General features: G+C 66.7%; 15 protein-coding genes. 8 read left to right on the top strand and 7 right to left on the bottom strand.

The features are described 5' to 3' along the window. Positions 1 to 4 precede the first annotated feature (4 nt). The gene (locus ACWGPT_RS04795; RefSeq protein ID WP_452604435.1) at positions 5 to 1,288 is read left to right on the top strand and encodes a TRAP transporter large permease; all 1,284 of its coding nucleotides are present in this window, start codon (positions 5 to 7) and stop codon (positions 1,286 to 1,288) included. A 265-nt stretch (positions 1,289 to 1,553) separates the two neighbouring features. Beyond that, entirely contained in the window at positions 1,554 to 1,976 is a 423-nt protein-coding gene (locus ACWGPT_RS04800) for a hypothetical protein (protein ID WP_452604436.1), read from the top strand. A gap of 39 nt (positions 1,977 to 2,015) precedes the next feature. Here ACWGPT_RS04800 and ACWGPT_RS04805 read toward each other — a convergent pair whose 3' ends face one another. The 3 genes from ACWGPT_RS04805 to ACWGPT_RS04815 form a co-directional block, all read right to left on the bottom strand. Next, positions 2,016 to 2,582 (bottom strand): transglutaminase-like cysteine peptidase, encoded by a 567-nt coding sequence (locus ACWGPT_RS04805; RefSeq protein ID WP_452604437.1) that lies wholly within the window; start codon positions 2,580 to 2,582, stop codon positions 2,016 to 2,018. A 204-nt stretch (positions 2,583 to 2,786) separates the two neighbouring features. Continuing rightward, positions 2,787 to 3,830, bottom strand: coding sequence for an NAD(P)-dependent alcohol dehydrogenase (locus ACWGPT_RS04810; protein ID WP_452604438.1), 1,044 nt, complete (start codon positions 3,828 to 3,830; stop codon positions 2,787 to 2,789). A 32-nt stretch (positions 3,831 to 3,862) separates the two neighbouring features. Beyond that, entirely contained in the window at positions 3,863 to 5,272 is a 1,410-nt protein-coding gene (locus tag ACWGPT_RS04815) for a helix-turn-helix domain-containing protein (protein WP_452604439.1), read from the bottom strand. Positions 5,273 to 5,390: 118 nt separating this feature from the next. On the opposite strand from ACWGPT_RS04815, the gene ACWGPT_RS04820 reads away from it, so the two are divergent. The 5 genes from ACWGPT_RS04820 (at position 5,391) to scpA (ending at position 13,037) form a co-directional block, all read left to right on the top strand. Beyond that, positions 5,391 to 6,923, top strand: a complete 1,533-nt coding sequence (locus ACWGPT_RS04820; protein ID WP_452604440.1) for an acyl-CoA carboxylase subunit beta — start codon at positions 5,391 to 5,393, stop codon at positions 6,921 to 6,923. A gap of 85 nt (positions 6,924 to 7,008) precedes the next feature. Beyond that, positions 7,009 to 7,920 (top strand): glutathione-dependent disulfide-bond oxidoreductase, encoded by a 912-nt coding sequence (gene yghU / locus ACWGPT_RS04825; RefSeq protein ID WP_452604441.1) that lies wholly within the window; start codon positions 7,009 to 7,011, stop codon positions 7,918 to 7,920. An 11-nt stretch (positions 7,921 to 7,931) separates the two neighbouring features. Further along, positions 7,932 to 8,309, top strand: coding sequence for a hypothetical protein (locus ACWGPT_RS04830; RefSeq protein WP_452604442.1), 378 nt, complete (start codon positions 7,932 to 7,934; stop codon positions 8,307 to 8,309). A 2-nt stretch (positions 8,310 to 8,311) separates the two neighbouring features. Beyond that, positions 8,312 to 10,318, top strand: a complete 2,007-nt coding sequence (locus ACWGPT_RS04835; RefSeq protein ID WP_452604443.1) for an acetyl-CoA carboxylase biotin carboxylase subunit — start codon at positions 8,312 to 8,314, stop codon at positions 10,316 to 10,318. Between the two features lie 583 nt (positions 10,319 to 10,901). Then, complete coding sequence (gene scpA / locus ACWGPT_RS04840) at positions 10,902 to 13,037, top strand: methylmalonyl-CoA mutase (protein ID WP_452604444.1); 2,136 nt, start codon at positions 10,902 to 10,904, stop codon at positions 13,035 to 13,037. Positions 13,038 to 13,041: 4 nt separating this feature from the next. On the opposite strand, the gene ACWGPT_RS04845 is transcribed toward scpA, so the two are convergent. Continuing rightward, positions 13,042 to 14,148 (bottom strand): NAD(P)/FAD-dependent oxidoreductase, encoded by a 1,107-nt coding sequence (locus ACWGPT_RS04845; protein ID WP_452604526.1) that lies wholly within the window; start codon positions 14,146 to 14,148, stop codon positions 13,042 to 13,044. Positions 14,149 to 14,358: 210 nt separating this feature from the next. On the opposite strand from ACWGPT_RS04845, the gene ACWGPT_RS04850 reads away from it, so the two are divergent. Continuing rightward, positions 14,359 to 16,524, top strand: a complete 2,166-nt coding sequence (locus tag ACWGPT_RS04850; protein WP_452604445.1) for a DUF294 nucleotidyltransferase-like domain-containing protein — start codon at positions 14,359 to 14,361, stop codon at positions 16,522 to 16,524. Positions 16,525 to 16,541: 17 nt separating this feature from the next. On the opposite strand, the gene ACWGPT_RS04855 is transcribed toward ACWGPT_RS04850, so the two are convergent. Genes ACWGPT_RS04855 through ACWGPT_RS04865 form a run of 3 tightly spaced genes read right to left on the bottom strand, consistent with a single transcriptional unit; the run spans position 16,542 to position 20,361 of the window. Continuing rightward, on the bottom strand, positions 16,542 to 17,540 hold the full coding sequence (locus ACWGPT_RS04855) for a TRAP transporter substrate-binding protein (protein WP_452604446.1): 999 nt from the start codon (positions 17,538 to 17,540) through the stop codon (positions 16,542 to 16,544). An 11-nt stretch (positions 17,541 to 17,551) separates the two neighbouring features. After that, entirely contained in the window at positions 17,552 to 19,411 is a 1,860-nt protein-coding gene (locus ACWGPT_RS04860) for a TRAP transporter large permease (RefSeq protein ID WP_452604447.1), read from the bottom strand. A gap of 5 nt (positions 19,412 to 19,416) precedes the next feature. Next, positions 19,417 to 20,361, bottom strand: coding sequence for an ABC transporter substrate-binding protein (locus ACWGPT_RS04865; protein ID WP_452604448.1), 945 nt, complete (start codon positions 20,359 to 20,361; stop codon positions 19,417 to 19,419). Positions 20,362 to 20,365: the final 4 nt, after the last annotated feature.

Here is a 20,365-nt window from a genome sequence, read left to right on the forward strand (position 1 = left end):
GGCCATGCTGCTCGTTACCATAGCCTTCATCGTCCTGATGCTGACCGGCATGCCCGTCGCCTTTGCGATCGGGATATCCGGCGTCGTCTTCTTCCTCCAGCACCCGGAACTGCCAATCACCATTCCGCTGCAGCAGACGATCTCGACCACGCAGAACTTCGCGCTCCTGGCGATCCCGCTCTTCATCATGGCGGGCAACCTGATGAACGCGTCTGGAATCACCGAACGGCTGCTCGACCTTGCCTCGGTCATCGCAGGCCGGATGAAGGGCGGCCTCGCCCAGATGTCGCTTGCGCTCTCGGCCCTGATGGGCGGCGTGTCCGGCTCGGCCATCGCCGATGCCGCGATGCAGAGCCGGATGCTCGGCAACGAGATGATCAGCCGCGGCATGTCGAAGGGCTTCACGGCCGGCGTCCTCTCCTTCGGCTCCATCCTCACGCCGATCATTCCGCCGGGCCTCGGCTTCATCATCTACGGCACGATCGGCCAGGTCTCGATCGGCCGGCTCTTTGCGGCGGGGTTCGTCCCGGCCTTCCTGCTCTGGGCCGCCCTCGCCTTCACCGTCTCGGTCGTCTCCCGCAAGCGCAATTATCCGGCGCAGCGCACGGATCGTCCGTCGGCGCGGGAAGTCTTCGATGCGCTGCGGGGCGGCATCTGGGCGATCCTCTTCCCGATCATCCTGCTCGCCGGCCTTCGCTTCGGCATCTTCACGCCGTCGGAAATCGGCGCATTCGCCGTCATCTACGCGGTGCTGATCGGCGTCCTGGCCTATCGGAAGCTGAAGGCCGCCTCCTTCCGCGACGCGCTGGAAGGCAGCCTGTCGGATGTCGGCGCGGTGATGTTCCTGATCGCGCTTTCCGCCATCTTCAGCTACGGCATCGTGCTGGAGCGGGTCCCGGAACTGATCTCGGGCGCCATCCTGTCGGTCACCGACAGCTTCTACGGCGTGCTCACGCTCATCGTCCTCTTCATCATCGCCTGCGGCTTCTTCATCGACGCGACGGTGCTGATCATCATGCTGACGCCGATCTTCCTGCCGCTGGTGCGAAGCCTCGGCGGCGATCCCGTCCATTTCGGCGTCGTCTTCGTCGTCGCCGCGACCATCGGCAATTTCACGCCGCCCGTTGGGGCCGCCATGTATGCGGTCTGCTCAATCCTCAAGGTGAAGATCGGCGAATATACGCGCGAATCGGTGCCGCTGATGGTCGCGATCACCTTCGTCGCCTTGCTGCTGGTCTTCGTCCCCGAGCTTGTCCTCTTCGTGCCCAACCTGCTTTTCGGGCGATGACGGATGCCCGACGGAGCTCGGCCTCCGTCGGAGCACTTCGCTCGCACGGCACGAATATTAGCGCTGCACAGGACATGGTGATCATCGGCCGGATCGATACTATAGAACATCTGGGATCGGGCGAGTATTGAGTTTTACTTTTGCCTGTGCCATTAATACCATTAGTTGATGAACTACGCCGGGAACTTTGGCGGACAGCGGTCGTTTTCATCTGTGTTGGATATTTTAGGCTTTTCTCCCGGAAGCCAGATCAAGGATGTTACAAATGAGCAAGTCGACGAAATCCAAGCTCGCAATCCCGGCCATCGCGCTCGCTCTTTCCGTGGGCTTCTCGGCCCCGGCATTCGCCCAGGTTCCTTCCACTCCGGATGAAGTTGCAGCCGCTGTTTCGGCCGCAGCTGCAGCCGGTGCGTCGGATGACGAAATCGGTGACATCGTCGCCGCTGCCATCGCCGCGAACCCGGCCGCGGAAGACGAAATCGTCGCCGCTGCCCTCGGTGCGGCACCGGCTTCGGCTGCCGACGAAATCGCCGAGGCATCTGCTGCCACGGGAACCGACACGGCTGCCGGCCCGGGTGCCGGCGCAGGTGCGGGAACCGGCGATACCGGAGGCGTCGGTGGCGAGTCGAGCGACTTCGGCAGCGGCCCGTCCCCGATCGCTGCCCCGGTTCCTGCTTCGCCGACCTGATCGCTCGAAGCTTAAAGATTTTAGCCCAAGGGCCGTCCGCTATATCTCGCGGCCGGCCCTTGCAGGCTGCCATACCTTCGGGTCACTCGTCGCGACCTTGAGGTAACGGTATCCGGATTGCCCCCGCGAGACGATGGACTTGCGGATATTGTCCAGCACGTAATCCCCCTTGTCCGTCTTGACGATCAGGACCGCGTGAAGTTCTCCGCGGCTGGTCCGCGCGGTCGCGAGCCGAAGGGCGCCCGCCGGGATGCCGGCCTTGATGAGGCGGCTGCGTTTCGTCAGCGCGAAATCCTCGCAATCCCCCGAGCGACCGCCGAGGCTCCATTTCCCCGCGCGGTCGGCGCGGTAGCGGATGGAGCCGTTGACGGCGTCGTTGACGCGGCGCAGCAGGTTTGCTGTCCCGGCGGTATATTCGATCTTGGAGGCACCGCCGCCCCGGCACTCCGCCTTGTTGCGAATGCAGAAAATCTGATAGCCGGCCGGTGCCGCGAGCGTCCGCGAGGCCTGTGGCTTGGCGCTCCGTGCGGCGCCGAGGCTGATTGCTTCCGCCGAGGTGGCCATGGCGGCGAGTGCCGCGAATGCGATCGCAAACTTCCTGAACATGATGCGTCCCTGCCTGTCTGAGCCGTTTCTTGTCGTTCGTCTGCCGGCTCATCCGGCGGCAAGGGCGTGATGCCCGTGAGGTCACATGCCTCACCCACGCCGATACCATTAGCCGATGCTCATCTGCATCCGCTTAAGGCAATCGCTAAACTTTTCCGGAACTGACCGTTTTTGAACCGAAAGCCGCCCGGCGGGAACGACAGGCTATTCCTCGCCGGCAATCCGGATCTGCAGCTTGACGTCCGAGGCGTTGCCGGCCGCCGCACGCTGGAAGGCTGCAATCGAATCCTCGAACGCATAGACCCCGGTGATCAGCGGCTTGAGATCGACCTTGCCCGAAGCGATCAGTTCCAGCGACCGGTCGAAGATGTTGGCATAGCGGAAGACGGTCTCGATGCGCACTTCCCTGGAGATCGCGCCGGCGACGTCGAAGGCGGCCTTCTCCACCGGCAGGCCCACAAGCACCACCGCGCCGCCGGGTCGGACGATGTCAAACAGCCCGTCGAAGGCCCTCAGGCTGCCGCTTGCCTCGAAGACGATGTCGGCACCCCATCCGCCCGTCTCGTCGGCGATGACGTCGGCGAGCGACCGCTCGTTGATATTCACCGGGACGATACCGGGATAGCGACCGGCGATCGCCAGCTTTTCGGCGCTGAGGTCGGAGATGAAGACGCGGGCGCAGCCGCCGGCCAGGGCTGCCAGCGCCACCATGATGCCGATCGGCCCGCAGCCGATCACCGCCGCCACGTCGCCCGGCCGGATGCGCGCCTTCGTCGCCGCCTGCATGCCGATCGCGAAGGGCTCGACCATGGCGCCCTCGGCAAAGGAGACATTGTCCGGCAGCCTGTAGGTGAACGCGGCGGGATGGACGGCATAGGGGGCGAGGACCCCGTGGACCGGCGGCGTCGCCCAGAAGCGGACGTCCGGATCGACATTGTAGAGGCCGAGCTTGGAGGCCCGCGACGAGAGGTTCGGCACGCCGGGCTCCATGCAGACCCGGTCGCCCACCTTCAGGTGCCTGACCGCGGCTCCGACCTCGACGATCGTGCCGGCGGCCTCGTGGCCGAGAACCATCGGCTCGCGCAGCACGAAGGGGCCGATCGCGCCGTGCGTGTAATAATGCACGTCGCTGCCGCAGACGCCGACCGTATGGATGGCAATCCTCACGTCGTCGGGGCCGACCGTCATCGGCAGGTCGATCTCGCGCAGCGCCAGGACGCCTTTTTCTTCCAGTACCAGTGCCCGCATTCTCATCATCCTCGTGGGTTTGCCGTCCGAGCCTAGCCGATCCGGTAGGGTGTCGTCTCGCGCATATCGGGATCGACGAAGATCCGGCGGCGGAAGGGCGGCACGGCGCGGCTCGCGCAGTTGACCCGCTCGCAGGTGCGGCAGGAAATGCCGATCGGATCGAAGCTCGACCGCTCCGTCAGGTTCAGGTCGTCCGCATAGACGAAGGCCTGCGCATAGGAAATCTCGCAGCCCAGCGCCAGCGCATAGCTCGGCTGCTGGGAGCGGAACCCGCCTAGCCCCTTGTTCACCTCGATGGCGAGGCAGAGATAGCGCGCGCCATCGGGCGTCTCGGCAAGCTGGCGGATGATCCGCCCCGGCGCCTCGAAGGCCCGGTGGGCGTTCCAGAGCGGACAGGCCGCCCCGAAGCGGGCGAACTGGAGCTTGGTCGCGCTATGGCGCTTGGTGATGTTGCCGGCCCGGTCGATGCGGGCGAAGAAGATCGGTACGCCCTTCTGCCCCGGCCTCTGCAGGGTCGAGAGGCGGTGGCAGATCTGCTCCAGCGACGTCCCGAAGCGCGCGGCCAGCAGTTCCATGTCGTGGCGAAGCTCCCGCGCGGAGCGCAGGAAGGCCTGGTAGGGCATGATCAGCGCGCCGGCGAAATAGTTGTGCAGGCCGATGCGACAGATCTCCACCGCCTCCTCGGTGCGGAAGCCGGCGCCTCTGGCGATGGCGTCGACCATGCCTGCGGCATGCAGCTGGGCGATCTTGACCGCGACCTGGAAGTCGCGCGTGGCCGGCGGCGCATAGGGATTGATCGTCAGGATCCGCCCGGCGGGATCGAAGCGCCGCAAGGCACTGTCCGGCATCGGCTGGTAGGCGACCCGGATGCCGTACTGCCGCTCAAGATGATCGGCGAGGACGGCGTGCCGGCTAGCGTCGCCGAGGCCGAGCTCGCCCGCGAGCCGCTCGGCCTCCGTGTCGAGATCGTGGAGGTAGTTGTCGACGAAGTGGAAGAAGTCGCGCACCTCGTCATAGGGCGTCGTCTCCACCGCCGCGGTGCCGCCCAGCCGGTCGTCCATGCTTGCCAGCTGTTCGCTGTTTCGCCGATAGGCCTGGTGCACGGTGATCAGCGCATGCGCCAGTCCAGGCGCATTCTGCGTCACCAGCTTGAGTTCGTGGACGCTCGGCGCATAATTGTCGAACAGCGGATCGGAAAGCGCCTCGGCCAGCGCCGACAGAAGGCGGTCGGTCTCCCCGGTCGACAGTTCCGCAAGGTCGAGCTGGAACTTGTCGGCGAGCGCGAGAAGGACCGCCGCCGAGACCGGGCGCTGGTTGTTCTCGATCTGGTTCAGGTAACTGGTCGAAATGCCGATCCGCTCGGCGAACTGGCTTTGCGTCGCATTGCTCGCCGCGCGGAGTTCCCTTACCTTCCGGCCGATGAAAAGCTTGCCGATCGCCATGTTTGCAATTTCGCATTTTCCGCTTTGCAATTTTATAATTTGGCACCAGCACGCGTTCAATGCTTTTCTGCGGCCGGCCGAGGACATAAGGAAGCCGGAATAACCTTGGGAGTTGCCAATGCGCGCAGTGCTGCATGAGTTGGAGAAGCGTCGGTCCGAAGCAAGGCTCGGCGGTGGCGAGAAACGCATCCAGGCGCAGCACGGCAAGGGCAAGCTGACGGCCCGCGAACGGATCGAGGTCCTGCTCGACGAGGGCTCCTTCGAGGAGTTCGACATGTACGTCACCCACCGGGCGGTCGACTTCGGCATGGCCGAGCAGAAGATCGCGGGCGACGGGGTCGTCACTGGCTGGGGCACAATCAACGGCCGCCAGGTCTACGTCTTCTCGCAGGATTTCACCGTCCTCGGCGGATCGCTGTCGGAAACGCACGCCCAGAAGATCTGCAAGATCATGGACATGGCGGTGCGCGTCGGGGCGCCGGTGATCGGCCTCAACGATTCGGGCGGCGCGCGCATCCAGGAAGGCGTTTCCTCGCTCGCCGGCTATGCGGAAGTCTTCCGCCGCAATGCCGAGGCCTCCGGCGTCATCCCGCAGATCTCCGTGATCATGGGCCCCTGCGCCGGCGGCGCGGTCTACTCGCCGGCGATGACCGACTTCATCTTCATGGTCCGCGACAGTTCCTACATGTTCGTCACCGGTCCGGACGTCGTGAAGACGGTCACCAACGAGATCGTCACCGCGGAGGAACTCGGCGGCGCCGGGACCCATACAAAGAAATCCTCGGTCGCCGACGCGGCCTACGAGAACGACATCGAGGCCCTTGAGGCGACGCGCCGGCTCTTCGACTTCCTGCCGCTCAACAACCGGGAGAAGCCGCCGGTCCGGCCCTTCCATGACGATCCGTCCCGGGTCGAGATGCGGCTCGACAGCCTGATCCCCGACAGCGCCACCAAGCCATACGACATGAAGGAGCTGATCCTGGCGATCGCCGACGAAGGCGACTTCTTCGAGATCCAGGAAGCCTTCGCCAGGAACATCGTCACCGGTTTCATCCGGATCGAGGGCGAGACGGTCGGCGTCGTCGCCAACCAGCCGATGGTGCTGGCCGGCTGTCTCGACATCGATTCCTCCCGCAAGGCCGCCCGTTTCGTGCGCTTCTGCGACGCCTTTTCCATCCCGATCCTGACGCTTGTGGACGTGCCGGGCTTCCTGCCGGGGACGGCCCAGGAATATAGCGGCGTCATCAAGCACGGCGCCAAGCTCCTCTTCGCCTATTCCGAGGCGACCGTCCCGATGGTGACGCTGATCACCCGCAAGGCCTATGGCGGCGCCTATGACGTGATGGCGTCCAAGCATATCGGCGCCGACATCAACTATGCCTGGCCGTCCGCCGAGATCGCCGTGATGGGGGCGAAGGGCGCAACCGAGATCCTCTACCGCTCGGAACTCTCCGACAAGGAAAAGATCGCCGGCCGCACGGCGGAGTACGAGGAGCGCTTCGCCAACCCGTTCGTCGCCGCCGAGCGCGGATTCATCGACGAGGTGATCATGCCGCATTCCTCGCGGCGCCGCATCGCCCGCGCCTTCGCCTCGCTGCGCAACAAGCGGGTCACGACCCACTGGAAGAAGCACGATACGATCCCGCTTTGAGAAGACCCGGGAATGCCGCCCGGCCGGCCGAACAATTTCGAATGACGTCACGCCCCACCGAAACCTTCCGACAAGGATCGCCCTCATGACCGACACCGAGAAGTTTCCGCCCGAGAAGAACGTGCCCCCCGGCTATGTGCCCCCGAAAGTGTGGACCCTCGAGGCAAGCAATGGCGGGGAATTCGCCGGCGTCAACCGGCCCGTCGCCGGCGCCACGCATGAGAAGGAGTTGCCGGTCGGCAGGCATCCGCTGCAGCTCTATTCCCAGGGCACGCCGAACGGCGTGAAGGTCACCATCCTCCTGGAGGAACTGCTGGCCGCCGGCCACCGGGACGCCGAATACGATGCCTGGCTGGTCCGCATCAACGGCGAGCAGTTCGGCTCCGGCTTCGTGGAGGTCAATCCGAACTCCAAGATCCCGGCGATGATGGACCACCGGCCGAAGGGCGGCGGCGAGCCGCTGCGCATCTTCGAATCCGGTTCGATCCTCCTCTACCTCGCCGAGAAGTTCGGCGCCTTCCTGCCGCAGGAGATCCGGACCCGCACCGAGACGCTCAACTGGCTGTTCTGGCAGATGGGATCGGCGCCCTTCTTCGGTGGCGGCTTCGGCCATTTCTTCACCTATGCGCCGATGAAGATCCGCTACGCGATCGATCGCTATGCGATGGAGGTGAAGCGGCAGATGGACGTGCTGGACCGGCACCTCGCCGGCAACGAGTTCATGGCCGGGTCCGAGTACACGATCGCCGACATGGCGATCTGGCCGTGGTACGGCCGCCTCGCGCTCGACGATTCCTATCCGGATTCGGGCGAGTTCCTGGCGGTCCACGAATATGGGAATGTCCTGCGCTGGGCAAAGCAGGTCGGCGAACGTCCGGCGGTCAAGCGCGGCGGCATGGTCAACCGCCTCTCGGGCGCACCGTCCTCGCAACTGCACGAACGCCACGACGCCTCGGATTTCGAGACGAAGACCCAGGACAAGATCGGCAAGGCCTGAAGGAGAAGAAAATGGCGAACCTGCCCGACATGACGAAGCACCGGGGCTTTCCCTCCGGCATGCCGGGCACCGGCATCCAGTTCACCATCCGGCGTGCCAATCCGAAGGGCGTGACGCCGATCAAGGCGCTGCCCCGCCATGGCCGGCCCGGCACCAAGGAACACCGGATCGATGCGGCCTTCCTGCATGCCCTGTGGCACCATTTCGGGAGCGAGCCCTTCGAGCGCGGCAATCTCGACGCGGCGCGCATCAACCTCCTCTTCGGCCGCGAGATCGTCGCCGCCGAGAAGGAGTTCGACCCGACCTCCTATGAGGCCCTGCTGATGATCAACGAGAAGGTCGCGCGGCAGAGCTTCCCGGAATCCTTTGAAGACGTGTTCGAGGTTTGACCGTGCCGATCCGGAAAATTCTCATTGCCAACCGCGGCGAGATCGCCTGCCGCGTCATCCGCACCGCGAAGAAGATGGGGATCGCCACCGTCGCGGTCTATTCCGACGCCGACCGCGACGCGCTGCATGTACGCCAGGCGGACGAGGCGGTGCATATCGGCGCGGCGCCCTCCTCGCAGTCCTACATCGTCATCGAGAAGATCCTCGACGCCATCCGCCGGACGGGCGCCGATGCGGTCCATCCGGGCTACGGCTTCCTGTCCGAGAATCCCGCCTTCGCCGAGGCGCTGGAGAAGGAAGGCGTCACCTTCATCGGCCCGCCGGTCGGCGCCATCCGGGCCATGGGCGACAAGATCACCTCGAAGAAGCTCGCGGCCGGAGCCGGCGTCTCGACCGTCCCCGGCCACATGGGCCTGATCGAGGATGCCGAGGAGGCGGTCAGGATTTCCGCCTCGATCGGCTATCCGGTGATGATCAAGGCATCCGCCGGCGGCGGCGGCAAGGGCATGCGCATCGCCTGGAACGACGCGGAAGCCCGCGAAGGCTTCCAGTCGTCGAAGAACGAGGCGAAGAGTTCCTTCGGCGACGACCGCATCTTCATCGAGAAGTTCGTCACCGAACCGCGCCACATCGAGATCCAGGTGCTCGGCGACAGGCACGGCAACGTCCTCTATCTCGGCGAGCGCGAATGCTCCATCCAGCGCCGCAACCAGAAGGTCATCGAGGAGGCCCCCTCGCCCTTCCTCGACGAGGCCACCCGCCGCGCCATGGGCGAGCAGGCGGTCGCGCTTTCGAAAGCAGTGGGTTACCATTCCGCCGGCACGGTCGAGTTCATCGTCGACGGCAACCGCAATTTCTACTTCCTCGAGATGAACACCCGCCTGCAGGTGGAGCACCCGGTCACCGAACTCGTCACCGGCATCGATCTCGTGGAGCAGATGATCCGCGTCGCCGCCGGCGAGACGCTGTCCTTCGGCCAGGAGGACATCCGGCTCGACGGCTGGGCGATCGAAAGCCGTCTCTATGCGGAAGACCCCTATCGCAACTTCCTGCCGTCGATCGGGCGGCTCACTCGCTATCGGCCGCCGGCGGAAGGCAGGCGAGGCGACGGCACGATCGTGCGCAACGACACCGGCGTCTTCGAGGGCGGCGAGATCTCCATGTACTACGACCCGATGATTGCCAAGCTGTGCACCTGGGGGCCGGACCGCCAGGCGGCGATCCGCGCCATGGGTGACGCGCTGGACGATTTCGAGGTCGAGGGCATCGGCCACAACCTTCCCTTCCTGTCGGCCGTCATGGAGCATCCGCGCTTCCGCTCGGGCAAGATCACCACCGCCTTCATCGCCGAAGAGTTCCCGGAAGGGTTTTCGGGCTTGAAGCCGGACGCCAATGCCGTCCGCCGCCTTGCGGCGATCGCCGTCACCATCAACCAGGCCCTGCAGGAGCGGGCGGTGCGGATTTCCGGCACGATCGGCAATCACCGCCGCGTCGTCGGGCGGAATTGGGTCGTGACGCTTGCCGAGACGGAACTCTCCGCCGGCTTCGACACCTCGGCTGAGGGCACGTTCGTCTCCTTCGCGGACGGTGAACCGGTTTCCGTCGAAAGCGACTGGGCACCCGGCCAGAGCCATGCGGTCTTCCATGCCGGCGGACACCATATGGGCGTGAAGGTCGATCTCCACGGGTCGGGAATCCGGCTGCGCTGGCGCGGCATCGACGTGATCGCCCGGGTCCGCAGCCCGCGGGTCGCCGAACTTGCACGGCTGATGCCGGTGAAGCTGCCGCCCGACACGTCGAGAATGCTGCTCTGCCCGATGCCCGGCGTCATCACCTCGATCGCCGTGAGCGAAGGCGAGGCCGTCGAGGCCGGCCAGACGCTTGCGAGCGTCGAGGCCATGAAGATGGAGAATGTCCTGAAGGCCGAGCGCAAGGGCATCGTCAAGCGCATCGCCGCGGCCGCGGGGCAAAGCCTTGCGGTCGACGAGCTGATCATGGAGTTCGAATAGGGCTGGAAAACGGGGATGAGTTCGTGTCCCGGGTTCAACGAAATCAGTGGCTTGAGAAAAATCAAGGCGCGGATCGTCCCCGGGGTCAAACTATGAGGCAGACTGTCAACTGTTCCGCCCTCGGATACACCGGCAGGCGTGCTGGCGAGGCGGGGCCGGCGCTGGTGGTGGGGAAACGACGTAAGTCCTCATCATCGGGGTCCGCGGAAAATGGTCTCCCTCCGGCGACACGGGGGAAGCGGGATGGTGCAAGGACCGGCCACCTGCTTCTGATGCCCGAACAGCGCGCCGGGCGTGCCTGTGCGGCACACAAGGGGGTCGACGGAGATGGTGTCGCCGGATTTTCAAGTCCGACGAGAGACCGGGGCTTAAAGCCTCGGGACCCGGGAAACCGGCGGAAAGCACCTCCCCGCAAGACCTCGACAGAGAGACCCAAGTCGCGGGCAAAAACCGCCGAACGGGGCGCTGAGAGGTGCCACATAAACTAACTTTACGAGGCAGCTTTCAGCGCCCCGTCCGAACACTAGCTTTAAGCCACGGCGGAGGTCTCCGCGCGTGAACACCGGCGTATGAGGAATATCAGATGTCCGAGAAGACCCTGAAGGATTGGGAACAGCTTGCCGAGAAGGAGCTCAAGGCTTCGCCGAAGACGCTCGTCTGGGAGACGCCGGAAGGCATCGACGTCAAGCCGCTCTACACCGCGCAGGACCTCGAGGGGGTCAACCATCTCGACAGCCTGCCGGGCTTCAAGCCCTTCGTGCGCGGTCCCCGGGCCACCATGTATGCGGGCCGCCCCTGGACGATCCGGCAATATGCCGGCTTCTCGACGGCCGAGGCCTCCAACGCCTTCTACCGCCGCAACCTCGCCGCCGGCCAGAAGGGCCTTTCCGTCGCCTTCGACCTCGCCACCCACCGCGGCTACGATTCCGACCACCCGCGCGTCGAGGGCGATGTCGGCAAGGCGGGTGTCGCAATCGATTCCGTCGAGGACATGAAGATCCTGTTCGACGGCATTCCGCTCAAGGACATGTCCGTCTCGATGACGATGAACGGCGCGGTGATCCCGATCCTCGCCTCCTTCATCGTCGCCGGCGAGGAACAGGGCTGTTCGCGCGCCGAACTGTCGGGCACGATCCAGAACGACATCCTCAAGGAGTTCATGGTCCGCAACACCTACATCTATCCGCCGGAGCCCTCCATGCGGATCGTCGCGGACATCATCGAGTACACGGCGAAGGAAATGCCGCGCTTCAACTCGATCTCGATCTCCGGCTACCACATGCAGGAAGCCGGCGCGACGCTGGTGCAGGAGCTTGCCTTCACGCTTGCCGACGGACGCGAATATGTCCGCGCCGCACTTGCCAAGGGGCTCAATGTCGACGACTTCGCCGGCCGGCTCTCCTTCTTCTTCGCGATCGGCATGAACTTCTTCATGGAGATCGCCAAGCTGCGCGCCGCGCGCCTGCTCTGGTCCTCGATCATGGAGGATTTCAAGCCGCAGAAGGCGTCGTCGCTGATGCTGCGCACCCATTGCCAGACGTCCGGCGTCTCGCTGCAGGAGCAGGATCCCTACAACAATGTCGTGCGCACCGCCTATGAGGCGCTGTCGGCCGTGCTCGGCGGCACCCAGTCGCTGCACACCAACGCACTCGACGAGGCGATGGCGCTGCCGACCGACTTTTCCGCCCGCATCGCCCGCAATACCCAGCTCATCCTGCAGCACGAGACCGGCATCACCAAGGTCGTCGATCCGCTTGCCGGCTCCTACTACATCGAGAGCCTCACCAACGAGCTGGCGGAGAAGGCCTGGGCTCTGATGGAGGGGGTGGAAAAGCTCGGCGGCATGACCAGGGCGGTGGCGGAGGGATTGCCGAAGCGGCTGATCGAGGAGGCCGCCACCAAGCGCCAGGCGGCAGTCGACCGCGGCGAGGAGGTCATTGTCGGCGTCAACAGGTACCGGCTGGAGAACGAGGAGGAACTCGACATCCTCGCGATCGACAATACCGCCGTTCGCGCCGCGCAGATCAAACGCCTGGAGCAGGTGCGCCGCCAGCGCGACCCGAAACGGGTCGAGGAGACGCTCGCCACCCTTTCCGAGGTGGCACGAACCGGCAAGGGCAACCTGCTTGCGGCCGCGGTCGAGGCGGCGCGCGCACGCGCCACGGTTGGCGAGATTTCCGACGCCATGCGGGAAGCCTTCGGCGACCATTCGGCCGTGCCGGAAGTGGTGGGCGACATCTACGGGCCGGCCTACGAGGACGACCCGGAGTACAAGACGCTGGTCACGCGCCTCTCCGGCTATGCCCGGTCCTCCGGCAAGCCGAAGATCATGGTCGCCAAGCTCGGCCAGGATGGCCACGACCGCGGTGCCAAGGTGATTGCCTCGGCCTTCGGGGACATCGGCTTCGACGTGCTGGCCGGTCCGCTCTTCCAGACGCCGGACGAGGCGGCGGAGCTTGCCGTCAAGGAAAAGGTCCAGGTGGTCGGCATGTCGTCGCTCGCGGCCGGCCATAACACGCTCGCGCCACAGCTGGTCGAGGCGCTGAAGGCGAAGGGCGGCGGCGACATCATCGTCGTGGTGGGCGGCGTCGTGCCTCGCCAGGACTACGACTACCTGCTGGAGCACGGCGTCGCCGCCGTCTTCGGTCCCGGCACGAACGTGCTCGATGCCGCCAACAAGGTGCTCGACCTGCTGGAGGGCAAGCGCCGCAACATCTGACGCGTCAGCCTTGGCTTACCATGTCGCGGACATGGTCGCCGATGGCGAGGCAGGAGGTCAGGCCCGGCGATTCGATGCCGAACAGGTTGACGAGGCCGGGAACGCCATGCGACCGCGGGCCTTCGATGACGAAGTCCTGCGCGGCGATTTCCGGCGGCACGATCTTCGGCCGGATACCGGAATAGGCCGGGATCAGCGACCCGTCGGGAAGGCCGGGATAGTAGCGGCGGATGCCCCGGTAGAAGGTCTCGGCCCTTGCCGCATCGACCGCGTAGTCGAGACCTTCGACCCATTCGACATCGGGGCCGAAACGGCCCTGGCCGGCAAGGTCGAGCGTCAGGTGGATGCCGAGCCCGCCCTTCACCGGCACGGGATAGATCAGCCGCGAGAACGGCGTCCTGCCGCTCATCGAGAAATAGCTGCCCTTGGCGAAATAGGCAGGCGGCACGCGGTCCTGCGGCGTTCCGGCCAGCGACCGGGCAAGCGCGGGCGCCCCGTGTCCGGCGGCGTTGACCAGCGTCCGTGCCCTCAGCGTCATCGGCGCCTCGCCGCCCACCTCGATCTCGAAGCCCGCGTCGGTCGCCCGCCCCTTCAAGACCGGCGTCCGGACGGCCAGAAGCGCGCCGGCGTCCTCGGCATCGCCGAGCAGCGAGGTCATCAGCGCATGGCTGTCGATGATCCCGGTCGAGGGCGACAGGAGTGCGCCCGTCGCCGCCAGGGCCGGCTCCAGTTCGAGGGCTTCCCCGGCGGACAGCTGGCGAAGGTCGTTAACGCCGTTCGCCGCCGCCCGGGCCGCGATCGACGGCAGCACGGCAAGCTCTTCGGCGGACGTCGCGACGATGAGCTTGCCGCAGCGGCGATGCGGCAGGCCGCGTTCGCCGCAATAGCGATAGAGCGCATGCCTGCCCGTCACGCACAATCGCGCCATCAGGCTTCCGGCCGGATAATAGATGCCCGCGTGGATGACCTCGCTGTTGCGGGACGAGGTCCCGGTGCCGATCGCCGCCTCGGCCTCGAGGATCATCACCTCCCGCCCCGACAGCGCCAGCGCCCGGGCGACGGCCAGTCCGACGACGCCCGCGCCCACCACCACGCATTCCACTTCCTCCACGTCGCCCTCCCGCATGCCATGCCTTTGCCGAGTGATAGCGGAAGCAGGCGGCAAGGACAAAGCCGCATCGCCATCGTCCGGCAGCGTGCACTCCGCCTTAAGTCTACTTGTGGGCGGGTGAAATCCGGTCGAGTTTGGCGAAAAGGGCAGTCCGGGAACCGGACGGGGAAGGGCGATGAACAGGGCCGGGAACGACATGGGAGCATCGGCTTGACGCCACGAACGCCCGGTGATGCCGCGGCGGGCGCAAGCGCCCCGCTGATCGCCCTCGATACGGTCGTCCTCGATACCGAAACCACCGGGCTCGACGTCCGTCACGACCGCATCATCCAGATCGGCGCGGTTCGCATGCACGGCGCCGATATCCTGGAAACCGAGGTCTTCGACGTTCTGGTCAACCCGGGCATCCCGATCCCGCCGACCTCCACCCGCGTGCATGGCCTCTGGGACGAGGACGTCGCGGCAAGCCCCTGCTTCGCCGAGGTCGCCGGGCGGCTGCGGGAGTTCATCGGCAACCGCGTCGTCGTCGGCCACTCGATCAACTTCGACCTCGCCATGCTGCGCAACGAGGCGCATCGGCACGGGGTGCGCTGGAAGGAGCCGCGCTGGCTCGACGTGGCGCTGATGTCGGTGGCGATCACCCCCGGCCTGGTCAGCCCCTCGCTCGACAACCTTGCGCTCACCTACGACGTCCGGCTCGAGGGCCGGCATACGGCGCTGGGCGACGCGCTTGCGACCGCCGGCGTCTATGCCGGAATGCAGCCGCGCCTCCTCGCTCGCGGCGTGCGCACCCTCGGCGAGGCGGAAAATCTCGGGCGTTCCGCAACCACGCTGATGGAGCAGCAGCGGGGCGTCGGGTGGTTCGAGCGTCCGGCCGGCAAGCCCGATTTCCTCCACACGGCGATCGAGCAGGGAAGCCAGCAGGCCATCGACAGCTTCCTCTACCGCCAGCGGCTGGAGGACGTGATGAGCCGCCCGCCGATCACGGTCGGGGCCGATGCCTCGTTGCACGAGGCGGCCCGCCTGATGGCCGACAGGGGGATCGGCTGCGTCATCGTCCGGCAGGCCGGCGGCCCGCACGGGATCCTGACCGAACGCGACGTGCTGCGGGCGCTCGCCGACAAGGGAGCGGACGCCGGCGCGATTACAGTCGGTGCGATCATGAGCTCGCCGGTCATCACCGCGACGGCGGACACGTTCCTCTACCGCGCCCTCGGATTGATGGCGCGCCGGAACCTCCGCTATCTCGGGGTCCGGGACGAGCATGGCGAGCTTGCGGGCGTCTTCACGCTGCGCACCCTCCTGCGGGAAAGGGCGCTGTCGACGCTGGCGGTGGGCGACGAGATTGCCGCCGCGACACGGCCGCGCGAGCTTGCCCGCGTCCAGTCGGCCCTCCCCTCGCTCGCCGCCGGCCTGCTGTCGGACGGACTGAACGCCCAGGCCGTGGGAGCGGTGATCGCCGCGGAGGGCAGGGCGATGACGGCGCGCGCGGCGGAGATCGCCGAGGCGGAGCTGCTTTCTGCCGGCCACGGCCCGCCGCCTGCCGATTACGCGCTCCTTGTCCTCGGATCCGCCGGCCGGGGCGAGAGCCTGCTGGCCGCGGACCAGGATAATGCGCTTGTCGTCGACGACGAATACGAGGGCGACCTCGACTCCGAAGACGACTGGTTCAGCCGCTTCTCGTGCCGGGTGAACGAGATCCTCGACCGCGCCGGCATGCATACCTGCCGCGCCGGCGTGATGGCCCGCAACGGCGCCTGGCGCCGGACGCATGCGGAATGGCTGCAGCAGGCCCGCGACTGGGCGACGAACCCGACGCGGCAGGATCTCGCGAACGTCGACATCTTCTTCGACCTCGTGCCGGCGCATGTCTCATCGACCGGGGCTTCCCGGCTTGCGGAAAGCGTCCGGACGGAAGCTGGCAATACGGCGCGGGGTTCCCTCGACATGCTGCGGATGCTCGGCGAGGACGCAGCGGCACGCCGCAACCCGCTCGGCATGTTCGGCCGATTGCGGAAAGACAATCACGGTCGGATCGACCTCAAGGAAGGGGCCCTGCTGCCGATCGTCTCCGGCGCCCGCGTCGTGGCGCTCCGCCACGGCATCTGCGCCCATGCGACGCCGGAGCGCCTGCGCCAGGCGGCCGCGGCGGCCGGACGCGGGCAGGCCGACGCGGAGCTATTGGCCGACATGCACGGCTTCCTGATGCGGCTCATCCTGACCCAACAGATCGCCGACATCGAGGCCGGCCGCAAGCCCGGGGGCACGGTGGACGTGTCCAGGCTCGAGCGCGGCGACATGGAGCGGCTGCGCGAGGCGCTCCAGCATGTCGGCCTCGTTCGCCACCTGGTGAAGGACCTGCTGCGGGAGGACTGACCGCAGCGACCTGCGGCTCAGGCAAGCTGGAGGACCTCGTCGATGACCTCCTTGCCGCCGACGGTCGCGCTGAACTCCTCCCAGACGGCTTCGGCGGGCTTTCGCCACGCCTCGGGCTGTTCCGGCTCGAGCACCTGCGCTCCCTGCGAGACGGCGATATCGAGCGAGGCCTTCTCGTCCGCCGCCATCCAGCCGTTGAAAAGGTCGCAGGCCTCGGCGGTGATTGCCGAGAGCGCCTGGTGCTCCTCCTCGTCGAGACCCCGCCAGAAGTCCGCCGCATAGAAGGCGACACCGGCGGAGCGGATGTGCGAGGTCCGCGTCAGGAAGGGCACGACCTCATAGAGCTTCAGGCCCGAATAGGCGGAAACGGTCAGGTCCATGGCGTCGGCCACGCCGGTCGAAAGGGCGTTATAGGTCTCGGTGATCGGTATCCCGACGGGGATGGCACCGAAGCCGCTCCACAGGCTGGTGTGAAGGCGGCTCTGGATCACCCGCATCGTCTTGCCCTGCAGCTGCTCCGGCCGGGTGACCGCTTCCTTGGCGAGAAGATGGCGGGCGCCGTAATCGACGAAACCGCCGACCACGAACCCCTCCTCGCCGAGCCGCCGGCCGAGTTCGCTGCCGACCCCGCCGCCGACGACGCGGGCGAGATGGGCCCCGTCGCCGTAGAGGAAGGGCAGGTCGAGGATCTGCAGTTGCGGCACCCAGGCGGTCAGGGTCGAGACGGTGCAGAGGCTTGCCTGGATCGAGCCGAGCAGCGCGCCGTCGGCAACATCCTTCTCGCCGCCCAACGCACCGTTGGCGACGATCCTAAAGCGAAAGCGGCCGGGAAGACGCTCTTCCGACCGTTCCGCGACCCAGCGCCAGATCCGCGTTTCCGGCTTTTCCTCCCCGAGCAGCGAGGCGACCGTGACCACCCGGGTGCGGGCATGGGCGGGGCGAATGAAACCGGGCGAGGCCAGGGCCGGGAGAAGGCCGGCGGCGGCAAGGAAGTCACGGCGTTTGAGCGGGAGCATCGGCTATCCTTTCAGAGGAGAAGTGCGAGCTGGCAGAGGATCAGGAGGGCGCATAGCAGCGCGGCGAGATAGGGGACGACCGCCCTGAAGAGCGCGCCGGCGGGAACGCCGGTCGTACCGCTGACGACGAAGACCAGCATGCCGACCGGCGGCGTGAGGCCTCCGATCATCAGGTTGACCACGGCAATCACCCCGACCTGGACGGGATCGATCCCGGCGGCGATCGCAAGCGGCAGCAGGATCGGTCCGAGCAGGAGGATGGCGGCTCCGGTGTCGAGCACGAGGCCTGCCCCGAGCAGGACGAGATTGCAGAGCAGGAGGACCTGCCACGGGCTTTCGCCGAGCGACCCGACGATGCCGACGACCGCCCCGGCGACATCGTCCATGGCGAGAAGAAAGGCGAAGGGCGCCGCCGCGCCGATCAGGAGGCCGATCGCGGCCGTTTCGGCGCCCGCCTGGCGGAAGGTGGAGACAAGCTCCCGGCCACGGAACCCGCCTGCGATGGCAAGAAGAAGCGCGTAGCCGGCCGCGACGGCGGCAGCCTCGGTCGGGGTCACGATCCCGAAACGGATGCCGCAGATGACGACGGCGACAAGCCCGAGCGCCGGCAGCGCGGCCAGCATGGCGCTTGCCCGTTCAGGGCCGCCGGCCCGGCGACCGCGGGGGCTGTCGCCATTCGCCAGACGGATCGCCACCGCCAGGCAGGCGGCCATGAGAAGACCGGCATAGAGGCCGCTCGTCAGCAAGGCACCGGCCGAAACGTCCGTCGCGGCCGCCAGGATGAGGAAGGCGATCGACGGGGGAATGATATTGTCGAGGACGGAAGTGGCGGCGATGATCGCGGCGGAACGCTCGGGGGGATAGCCCTGGCGCACGAGATGCGGATGAAAGGTGGCCGCCCCGAAGGCGGCGTTGGCGATCGACGAACCGGACGCGCCGGAGAAGAAGACGCTGGTCAGGAGCGCGGTCTGCGCCAGGCCAGCCCTCCTGTGGCCGACAAGGGTTTCAGCCAGCCGCACGAGGCGATGCCCGGCGCCGGAGATGGTGAGCAGGCCGCCGCAGAGAAGAAAGAATGGGATGGCGAGGAGCAGGAAGCGCGACATGCCCGACGCGGCCGAGGAGACGATGGCAGGTTCCGACATTCCGCTTCCGGCCGGAATTGCGATCAGGACCCCGGCCAGGAGGCAGTGGGCAAGCGGGGCGCCGACGAGGAGACCGGCGCCGGCGGCGAGTGCGGCGACCGCGCTCGGCAGGAGGCCGGAGACGAGGTCGGCCTCCGGGAGGACGAAGGCGATTGCCGCGCCGGCGACAAGCGACAGGACGCCATGAAATCCCTTCCCCTCGGCGATGCGCAGCAGGAGGAGCATGGCAAGAAGGAGAAGGCCGCCCGCCGCGAGCGGCCAGAACCTCAGATATTCCGGCAGGCCAAGCGCAGGCGAGACCGAGCGTATCGCCGTCGCCGCCTCGGCCCCTCCCCTGGCGAGAAGGAAGCCCGCGGCCGCACTCACGGCATCGGCGCCGACGGTTGCCATGCCCCGCCCGCGCGGCGGCAGGAGCCGGGTGACGATATCGAGGCGAAGGGAAAGCGGGCCCCGCAGCGTCAGCGGCAGGCCCGCGCAGACAAGCGCGAGGAAGAGCCAGAGAGCGGCCTCCTCCGTGCCGGCAAAGCCGGTCGAGGCGCCGTAGCGGAGCGCGACCGCGACGAGGACGAGAAGCAGGAGCATTGCGAGGAGAATGCCCGCCGCAGCCGAGAGCACGCCTGTAATCCGCAGCGCGAGCCCGGCCGCGACGGAAGGCGCTGCCGGCCGGTCTTCCGGTCGGAGCAAGGCGGGCTGGGCCGGGTTCCCGCCGGCACTGTCGCCGGACGCCATCCGCGTCACCCCCCGATCTCGATGGCGATATCCGCGACCGGCGGCGCCTTTTCGATCAGCCCACTTTCGACCAGGAAGGCGCCGAAGCGGGCATAGCGACCACGGTCGAGCGCGGCGGGGCGCTTGGCAAAGCGCGGAAGGGTATCGCGGAAGGCCTGGCGGTTCAGTTCGTCGTCGAGATCGGGATAGGCGGCGATGAAGAGCGCCCAGGCTTCATCCGGATGGTTGGTGAGGAAGATGCTGGCCTCTTCCACCGCCTTGAGGAACCGCGGCAGGCGATCGTCGCCGGCAAGTTCGCTGCGCGTCACGAAGATCAATTCGTCATAGATCGGCACGCCGTGTTCCTCAGGGAAGAAGGCGCGCGCCTTTCCTCCCGCAAGCCGGATCTGGGTGAGTTCGAAATTGCGGTAGCCGCCGATCGTCGCATCGACCTGCCTGCCGAGAAGCGACGAGGTAAGCGCGAAGTTGACATTGACGAGTTCCACCTCGTCCGGGGCTATCCCCTCGGCCGCAAGCATGCACCTCAGCATGGCACTCTCGAAGCCGGAGACGGAAAAGCCGATCTTCCTGCCCTTGAGATCTGCGAGCGTGTTGACCGGTCCGTCGGAGAGCACCGTCAGCGTGTTCAAAGGCGTCTCCACCAGGGTGCCGAAGCGAACGAGCGGCAGACCCGCGGCATGGTCGAGGTAGAGGTTGGGCTGATAGTGGACGCCGACATCGGCCTGCCGTGCCGAGACGAGCCGCGGAACGGACGAGGGGTCGGCCGGCGGGATGAGTTCGACCTCCAGCCCCTCCGCCTCAAACAGGCCCTTCTGGCGGGCGACGACGATCGGCGCATGATCGGGATTGACGAACCACTCCAGCATGACGGTCAGGCGATCCGCGGCATGAGCGGTCATCGGCATCGAAAGGGCCGCGGTGAGGAGGAGGGAAACAAGACGACTATTCATGAAA

The sequence above is a fragment of the Pseudorhizobium sp. NPDC055634 genome (assembly GCF_053618655.1).